The sequence below is a fragment of the Microcystis sp. M49636_WE2 genome, from assembly GCF_030065375.1.
GTDB lineage: Bacteria > Cyanobacteriota > Cyanobacteriia > Cyanobacteriales > Microcystaceae > Microcystis > Microcystis aeruginosa_C.
Window position 1 is genome coordinate 1 of the sequence record NZ_JASJFG010000938.1, and the last position, 4479, is coordinate 4479.

Annotated in this window: 6 protein-coding genes; 3 read left to right on the forward strand and 3 right to left on the reverse strand. The window is 39.5% G+C overall.

All coding sequences use genetic code 11. The features are described from left to right. On the forward strand, window positions 1-153 hold a 153-nt coding region (locus PX484_RS21540; protein ID WP_288105439.1), incomplete at its 5' end, for a UPF0223 family protein. 78 nt (window positions 154-231) lie between these two features. Here PX484_RS21540 and PX484_RS21545 read toward each other — a convergent pair. The 3 genes from PX484_RS21545 to PX484_RS21555 all read right to left on the reverse strand — a co-directional run bounded on the left by PX484_RS21545 (window position 232) and on the right by PX484_RS21555 (window position 3397). Further along, window positions 232-2391 carry a pentapeptide repeat-containing protein gene (locus PX484_RS21545; RefSeq protein ID WP_287767847.1) on the reverse strand — a complete coding sequence of 720 codons (2160 nt, stop codon included), beginning with the start codon at window positions 2389-2391 and terminating at the stop codon, window positions 232-234. 41 nt (window positions 2392-2432) lie between these two features. Further along, a complete protein-coding gene (locus tag PX484_RS21550; protein ID WP_287767852.1) occupies window positions 2433-2951 on the reverse strand; it encodes a hypothetical protein in 519 nt (172 codons plus the stop codon). Between the two features lie 296 nt (window positions 2952-3247). Then, window positions 3248-3397, reverse strand: a complete 150-nt coding sequence (locus PX484_RS21555; protein ID WP_016515388.1) for a hypothetical protein — start codon at window positions 3395-3397, stop codon at window positions 3248-3250. Window positions 3398-3664: 267 nt separating this feature from the next. Here PX484_RS21555 and PX484_RS21560 point away from each other — a divergent pair, with 267 nt between their 5' ends. Continuing rightward, a complete protein-coding gene (locus PX484_RS21560) occupies window positions 3665-3901 on the forward strand; it encodes a hypothetical protein (protein WP_287767843.1) in 237 nt (78 codons plus the stop codon). Between the two features lie 2 nt (window positions 3902-3903). Then, window positions 3904-4344 carry a hypothetical protein gene (locus PX484_RS21565; protein ID WP_287767840.1) on the forward strand — a complete coding sequence of 147 codons (441 nt, stop codon included), beginning with the start codon at window positions 3904-3906 and terminating at the stop codon, window positions 4342-4344. The last annotated feature ends 135 nt before the right edge of the window (window positions 4345-4479 follow it).

Genomic DNA, 4479 nt, shown 5'->3' on the forward strand with positions numbered 1-4479 from the left:
CAACAACTCAAGCGGCAGGTCACTTTACCTTTAAGGATTGATGTCATTGATTTCTTTGAAAAAAAAGCAAAAGAAAAAGGAATTTCTTATCAGGAACTAATTGATTTATATCTTCAGGATTGTGTGACAAACGACCGAGAACTCACTTTTTAGCGATCGCTTTTTATCAAAATAGAATAGAAAGAGCGATCGCATTGTGAGCATCAGTTAATAAAACAATAAAGTTCGGGGTCAGGTACTCAGGTTTGCTAATTGTTCCTGAATATTAGCTTGAGTAGAGAGTTTTTCGGATTTTTCCCATAGAGCGTTAAAGATACTTTTATCTGTCTCGACAACTCTTGTTTGATAGGAAATATAACCTGTTTCTGTTTGACGATTCATAGTTCTTCTCGCTGTAAAAGAATTTCTTGGAACAGATAAGTTTTCGCTAATCAATAGGTTGGTATCATCCCAACGATAGCCTTCAACATCTTTGGCTTTTTCCTGACAAATCCAAGCAACTTCTATGCCAGAGTTAAGTTGTTCCTGAATCACCTGTAAATGCTTTGGAGTCGGAACTTCAGGAAGAATAAAAACTCGTTGAATAGAAATCTTCCTTTTGATTAGTTCTTCGTTAACTTCCCAGAATTTTTGACCAAGGGGATTATCCCACCAGATGGAATCTGTCATCGAGTGAACAGCCAAGATTCGAGATTGACTTTGAGGATCAATGTGTTTGAGTAGTTGAGCAACCTTTTCTAAACGAGATTCGCCGCTAATTTCAATGTTAATTTCAGGCATAATTGTGTTAGTCAAAATTGTGCAATCAAGGAGGGTTAGATTATTTTCATCTAATTTAACATCGGTCAAGTTAGCTCCCGTTAGATTAGCTTTGCTCAAATTGGCATGACTTAAATCGGCTCCTGTTAAATCAGCTTTGCTCAAATTGGCATGACTTAAATCGGCTCCTGTTAAATCAGCCTTATTTAAATTAACCCCCAAAAGATTAGCCTTACTGAAGTTACATCCCATCAATTTTGCGTCGGAAAGATTGCCTTCACTATCCATTAAATTAACTTGGCTGAAATTCAGTCCCCGAAAATCTCGTTCGCCAATTTTGTGAAAATATGTCAATTCTTTTGTGCTATGAATATCGGGGTGATATTCCTTGGGTGCATAAACGGCAATCATCGCTTTGACGTAGGCGAAAAAATGAGCCTTGAGAATATTTTCATGGGTGTGGATGGTAATAACTTCTTTACCATCATACTCAACCGCCGCCTTGACAGTTATGGCTCCTTGTTGACCCGGTGTCAAGTTGGCTAAATAGATAGATTTAAGGATATGTTTAACCTCAACTAAATGAGCTAGAGCCTCATTAAAAGCAGTACAAAGTGCATCTACTGAACCTTTTTTAAAGGCTGATTCAGTGTAACGCTCTTGGGTTTTTGTATTACATAGGATAACTGTCGCGGAAGTTAAATTGTTATTGGCACAAAGAATTTCAAAGTTCTCAATTTTCCAGCCTTGAAAAAGGAAAAGATTATCTTCAAAGAATAAGTTTTGTTGAGGCTCGTTTTCTAAAAGCTGATTGAGTTTTACTTTTTCATTTTCCATTGCCGCTTTACCGAGATTTTTGAGAGTTCTTTCGATAGAAGCTGGCGAGGTATCTTCCCCTAAAAACTGTAAGAATAAGGAAGGAGAACCCACAAAAGGATATCCACTGGCAATGAATTCTCGATCTGCGATGGTGATAATACCTGCTAGGCTATACTTTCTGGCAATCTCAACTTGAATTGCCGTTTTTAAATTAACGTTGGGATATTTTTCTAGGTCAATTTCTTTCAAGTTAACTTGACCGACGTTAATCTTACTCATAAGTTCAATGATCGAACGATTGGCATATTCTTGAGATTTAAGATTTTTCATACTATGCCAAATTTTGATTAATCCCATTTCCCCAATGTAAGGATTAATTTTTCCCTCTAAAACAAGTCCCATAACCCTAGTAGCTTCCCTGTTAAGAGTCGTCTGATTTCGTAATAAAAACTCTTCAATCAGAGCAGCGTCAATTAAGACTTTTGGAGCTTGAGAATTGTTATCTTTTGATGGGAATACCTCTAAGTTATCTAGAAAAAAATCAATATTTATACTAGGATGATTAGTCACTTTACGCAAACTAAGCTTGATTTCGTACTGCACAAAATCATCAGATTCGTTTTCGAGATTATTTCTCAAATCCCAAAGTTTTTTAATCACTTGAGGCTCAGGATATTCTCCTAATTTCCTTATGATTTCAGCACGGATATCGCTATCCTGTTCATTGTCTAGTTGAGCTAACAACCCATTAATAATGTCAGCACGGGGAGTGACCGATGTTGGTATCTCGCACAATAACTCTGTGTTTTCCATTTTTAAATCAATCTCCTTGATTGGTGGTCTTCTCATCCGCACTAATTGTGTCTGACAGTAAAAGACTGCTCTAATTGAGAATTTTCAGCGTAGCGTGTTGGCAAAACTCTCACTAATTCATCGTCATTAATGTCAACAAAATAGCCCTTTTTAAAGAGAATCCTTCTTAGGGAAGTAATTCCCAGACGCTCACTTTCATCTAAATCAAGGTAATCCTTAAGATGGGATCCTAGATTTTTGTTGAAATCCGCGTTTAGATTTTTGCCGCTGCTATGATTGGACATTTCAGCGAGGTCATCGGCGGAATAAAGTCCTGTAGCCGCCAGATAAAAAATAATTTTGTATTTTTCAGATAGGGTTCCGATTTCTTCCAACAAAGCTTCTAGTTTGGGTATATCCAAACCACAGTTTCTTGCCTGTTTTTGGGCATCACACAGTGACAGGGGCATTTTGTATTTTTCAGATGCGGGTTCGATTTCTGCCAACAAAGCTTGTAGCTTGGAAATATCCAAACCACAGTTGCTTGCTTGCCTTTCGGCATCGGATAGGTTTTGGGGCATTGACGAGAGCGTCTTCATGGCTGTATTTTCGAGCTAGTTCGCATATTTTGAAATGGAGTACCAACAATTATTGTTTAATGATAGCAATAATTGTTGGTTTAACTTTGCAACAATTGTTGGTTTAACTTTGCAACAATTGTTGGTTTAACTTTGCAATATTTATTGGTTGATATCCTTACGGTAAGTGATTATATTATGGATACCATTAAAAAAAATAGAGCGATAGTAAAAAACAGTACAAAAAAGCTGGTCGAGTGTTGGCGCACTGTCCAGCCTGAATTAGGTAAACGTTCTACCTACCGCTTCCCGTCTTGATTATCTCCACCCTGACGTTTTGCTAGTTCGTTGATGGTGTAGATAAAAACGTAGTCGTAGGGATGAATCTTCCCGACAGCTACGCCGTAAGCAAGGGAGCTTAGGAGCATGACAGTGAGTAAGTGCTTCATTGATTGACCTCCTGGCTTCTTAGTCCACTAATAAGGTTTTTAAGTCTCCTGGTGGGCTGTTGAGAGGGCTAATCCCGATGATGCGAAGCTAGGAGAGGGCCAGCATCCTCGCGGGTGCTGGCTCTTTACTCATCATTATCATCCCCGCATCCTAGCTTATTAGGGCAGATTGAGTCAAGCTAATAATGTTAGGGATTCCTGACACGAGGAGCAAAACACTACTAGGCAAAAACAAAGATCCTGATCAAATCAACTGCCACCTTAGCCATGAAGACACTTAGCCACAAAACAGAAGATTTGAGTATAGCCGATGTCTCATCCGATTACCCCGATCAATGGGTGGTCTTAGAGATCACTGGTCGCGACAAATATGGCTGGCCAGAGAAAGGTAAGGTTATTGGGTATTCAGACGATAAAAGTAAGCTGATACAAGAGACTAAACATTTGAAGGGAGACTTATATTTGTTTTATACAGGTCTTGTTGACGGTGGTAGGGTTGCTTAAAAATGTTAGAATCTATACAAAAAGCACAATCTCCTTTAGCTTTGGCCCCTCCGTTGGCAGCTGCCATTAAACGAGGCGAAGAAGCGAAGAAACGGTTCCTATCTCAGCAAGGCGGAACCTTAACCAGCGCTGAGGTTTGTAGTGTTTTAGCCTGTAGTTCTTTGGAATTAGAAACTATGAGGCTCAATCATCAGGTCTTAGGTTTATCTGTCAACGAGGAATTAGTTTATCCCGCTTGGCAATTTATTGATGGCAAAGTTTTGTCAGGTTTAGACCAAGTGTTAGCCGTTTTAAAAGAAGATGGTGCTTGGACACAAATGCTCTTTCTGCTCACGGGTGATATTCGTTTAGAGGGAGCAACCCCGCTAGAAAAACTCCAAAAGGGAGAAATCGAGCCAGTGGTTTTGGCCGCTAAGTGCTACGGGAGTCATAGCGCAGCGTAATGGGTTTGCCTCCTTTTCCCCTCCCACCAGACGATTTTAGTCAGCGTCAATTGCCCGTCATTGAAACCCCAGGCCCCTGGCTAAGATTAAATAAAACCGGACACCTTTCTAGTCTTCATTTTGACCGCAGTGGTA

Coding starts and splice junctions, on each gene's coding strand:
- PX484_RS21545 (WP_287767847.1), bottom strand. CDS start 2,391: ATGGAAAACACAGAGTTATTGTGCGAGATACCAACATCGGTCACTCCC.
- PX484_RS21555 (WP_016515388.1), bottom strand. CDS start 3,397: ATGAAGCACTTACTCACTGTCATGCTCCTAAGCTCCCTTGCTTACGGC.
- PX484_RS21565 (WP_287767840.1), top strand. CDS start 3,904: ATGTTAGAATCTATACAAAAAGCACAATCTCCTTTAGCTTTGGCCCCT.
- PX484_RS21560 (WP_287767843.1), top strand. CDS start 3,665: ATGAAGACACTTAGCCACAAAACAGAAGATTTGAGTATAGCCGATGTC.
- PX484_RS21550 (WP_287767852.1), bottom strand. CDS start 2,951: ATGCCCCAAAACCTATCCGATGCCGAAAGGCAAGCAAGCAACTGTGGT.